Below are 3969 nucleotides of genomic sequence, written 5' to 3'. Positions count from 1 at the left end.
TGCCGTTGTAGTTGGCGGCCGGAGTAAAGGTGTACGCCCCGTTTGCCCCGATTACCAGGGTGCCGACATTGGCGATGGTCGCCGTTTTGCCAGCGGCGTAGGTGGTTTCGCCGATGCTGAAGTTAAGCACGCTGACCGGGCCGTCGACGCTCGAGGTACCCGTGAGGACGCTGCCGGTAAGGGCAGTGTCTTCAAGGGTGGACACTCTTTCGCTGGCATCGGTGAAGCTGTCATCGACCGGGGTGACGCTGATATTCAGCGTACTGCTCGAGCCAGTGCTGGTGGTGTAGGTCACCTGTGGGACGTTGCCATTCCAGTCAGCCGCCGGCTTGAAGGTGTAGTCGCCGTTGCTGGCGATGATCAGCGTTCCGACACCGATAATGGTCGCGGTCTGGCCCGCGGTGAAGCTGCCGTTGACCCCGCTCACAGTGAAACCGGTAACGCTCAGGGCATTGTCGACATCGTAGTCGTTGGTCAGCACGTTGCCGATCGCATCATGGTCTTCGTCGACGGTGATCCGGTCCAGCTGCAGCAAGCTTGCGTCATCGACGGCCGCAACGTGCACAACTAGTGGCAGTGAAGTGCTGGCACTTGGGGCATCGCCGTCTTTGGCAGTGGCCGTTACGGTCAGGGTGATGTCGCCATTGAAGTTTGTCGGCGGTGTCAGCTTGAGCGTGGACAAGTTCCAGCCCGCGAGGTCCACGGAGGTCGAGCCGTTGGTTGCATTGAAGGTGTGGATGCCATCGGTGAGACTGGAACCCGTCGGCAAGTCGCTCAGTGTGATAGTGAGTGTTTCCGAGCCGTCGGCGTCGTTGGTGTGGGCCTGGATGGTTGACAGCAGAATCGCGTTGTCTTCAAGGCCCGAGTTGAGCACTTGAGTGACATTGATGTTGTCCAGCACGCCGCCCAAGCTGTTGCTGTCCCCGGCGCGGAACTCGAGCTTCTGGTTGCCATCGGCTGTGACCGGAATGTCAAAGCTGTAGTGCTGCATGCCGGCGGTCGCGGTGTTCAGGGTGCCAATGAGTTGGCCACCCCAGTACACATTGATGAGCGAGTTATCTACACCAGCCCGCGGTGCATAGTCGAACGACACGTTGTAGGTGGTACCAGCCTGGGCATCAATGGTGGTGTAGAGGTTGGCCGCATCACCGGAGTTACGTTCCAGTTCGATGACCTGATTATCGCCGCCGGCACCGTAGACGCTGGCCTTGCCGATTTCGACCATGCCACCGTTGTTGTCAGTGTGCCAAACGCCGTTACCGAGCTTGCTGACAGCAACGTCGCCATGAGCACTTTTCAGCACGACTTCCTGCAGGTCAGTCGAGACGACCAGACCGCCACCGGTCAGTGACAGGCTTGGGGTATCGGTTATTGGCGCGACGACGATAGTGCCAGTTGCCGGAGACGCGGAAGGCATGCCCTGGTTGTCGGTCGAGCTGTAGGTGAAGTGGGTGGTACCACTCCAGTCGCCGGTAGGCTTGAAGTAAATCGTTGCGCCGTTGGCGGTCGCGGTGATCGCGCTGCTGGCGGTCAACGCGATCGTCCCGGCGGCGTCAGCATAAAACACGCCGTTGGCTGGCAGGCTGGTCAGGCTGAAATGGTTGACGCTGCCGTCGATGTCATTGCCGCCTAGCTGCACGGTAATCAGATGATCTTCATCACCGCTGGCGGATGTGGTGCTGACTGTCGGCGCGTCGTTGACCGAGTTGACTGTGATGTCCAGCGTGCTTATGGAATTGGTGTTGGTGGTGTAGCTGATCTGCGGAGCAGTGCCGTTCCAGTTCGCCGCTGGGGTGAAACTGTAGTCGCCGTTGGCGGCGATAGTCACGGTGCCGACGCCGGCGATAGTAGCGACTTGACCCGCAGTAAAGGAACCGGTGACGCCTTGTACGGTGAATGTCGCGACACTCAGAGTGTTGTCGACGTCTATGTCGTTGCCGAGCACGTTGCCGGTTGCAACATTGTCTTCATCGACCGTTTTGGTATCCGCAGTCAGGACGCTCGGGTCATTGATCGGGGTGACGCTGATGTTCAGGGTCGAAGTGACATTGCTACCGGAACCGTCGGTGACGGTGTAGCTGACCACTGGCACTGTGCCGTTGTAGTTGGCGGCCGGAGTAAAGGTGTACGCCCCGTTTTCCCCGATCACTAGGGTGCCGACATTGGCGATAGTCGCGGTGCTACCAGCGGTGTAAGTGCTCGTACCGATGGTGAAGTTGACCACGGTCACATCGCCGTCGACGCTCGAGGTGCCAGTGAGGACGCTGCCGGTAACGGCAGTGTCTTCCAAGGTGGACACGGTTTCGCTGGCATCGGTGAAGTTGTCATCGACCGGGGTGACGCTGATGTTCAGGGTCGAAGTGACATTGCTACCGGAACCGTCGGTGACGGTGTAGCTAACCACTGGCACTGTGCCGTTGTAGTTGGCGGCTGGGGTGAAGGTGTAAGCCCCGTTCGTCCCGATCACCAGGGTGCCGACGTTGGTGATAGTCGCGGTGCTACCAGCTGTGTAGGTGTTCGTACCGATGGTGAAGTTGACCACGGTCACGTCGCCGTCGACGCTCGAGGTGCCAGTGAGGACACTGCCGGTCACGGCAGTGTCTTCCAAGGTGGACACGGTTTCGCTGGCATCGGTGAAGCTGTCGTCGACCGGGGTGACGCTGATGTTCAGAGTCGAGGTGAGGTCAGAGCCAGAGCCGTCGGTAACGGTGTAGCTGACCACTGGCACTGTGCCGTTGTAGTTGGCGGCCGGAGTAAAGGTGTAGGCGCCATTGGCCGCAATGACCAGGGTGCCGACATTGGCGATAGTCGCGGTGCTACCAGCGGTGTAAGTGCTCGTACCGATGGTGAAGTTGACCACGGTCACATCGCCGTCGACGCTCGAGGTACCCGTGAGGACGCTGCCGGTAACGGCAGTGTCTTCCAGGGTGGAGACCGTTTCGCTGGCATCGGTGAAGCTGTCGTCGACCGGGGTGACGCTGATGTTCAGGGTCGAAGTGACATTGCTACCGGAACCGTCGGTAACGGTGTAGCTGACCACTGGCACTGTGCCGTTGTAGTTGGCGGCCGGGGTGAAGGTGTAAGCCCCGTTCGCGCCGATCACCAGAGTGCCGACGTTGGCGATAGTCGCCGTACTGCCGGCGGTGTAGGTGTTCGCACCGATGGTGAAGTTGACCACGGTCACGTCGCCGTCGACGCTCGAGGTACCCGTGAGGACGCTGCCGGTCACGGCAGTGTCTTCCAGGGTGGACACGGTTTCGCTGGCATCGGTGAAGCTGTCATCGACCGGGGTGACGCTGATGTTCAGGGTCGAAGTGACATTGCTACCGGAGCCGTCAGTGACGGTGTAGCTGACCACTGGCACTGTGCCGTTGTAATTGGCGGCTGGGGTGAAGGTGTACGCCCCGTTTGCCCCGATTACCAAGGTGCCGACATTGGCGATGGTCGCGGTGCTACCAGCGGTGTACGTGCTAGTGCCGATAGTGAAGTTGACCACAGTCACATCGCCGTCGACGCTTGAGGTACCCGTGAGGACGCTGCCGGTAACGGCAGTGTCTTCCAGGGTGGAGACCGTTTCGCTGGCATCGGTGAAGCTGTCATCAACCGGGGTAACGCTGATGTTCAGGGTCGAAGTGACATTGCTACCGGAGCCGTCGGTGACGGTGTAGCTGACCACTGGCACGCTGCCGTTGTAATTGGCGGCTGGGGTGAAGGTGTACGCCCCGTTCGTCCCGATCACCAGGGTGCCGACATTAGCGATAGTCGCGGTGCTGCCGGCGGCGTAGGTGGTTTCGCCGATGGTGAAGTTAAGCACGCTGACCGGGCCGTCGACGCTCGAGGTGCCCGTGAGGACGCTGCCGGTAACGGCAGTGTCTTCAAGGGTGGACACTCTTTCGCTGGCATCGGTGAAGCTGTCATCAACCGGAGTGACGCTGATATTCAGGGTCGAAGTGACGTCAGTACCGGAAC

1 protein-coding gene is annotated in these 3969 nt (G+C 60.1%); it reads right to left on the bottom strand.

Features of this window, described 5'->3' with window-relative positions; all coding sequences use genetic code 11:
* Positions 1–3969, bottom strand: a 3969-nt coding sequence (locus tag EQV97_RS28780) for an Ig-like domain-containing protein (RefSeq protein ID WP_240890568.1), incomplete at both ends; no start/stop codon positions are given.

Source organism: Pseudomonas sp. TMW22090, from assembly GCF_022496665.1.
Classification (GTDB): domain Bacteria; phylum Pseudomonadota; class Gammaproteobacteria; order Pseudomonadales; family Pseudomonadaceae; genus Aquipseudomonas; species Aquipseudomonas gregormendelii.
This window is presented reverse-complemented; position numbering and strand designations above follow the sequence as displayed.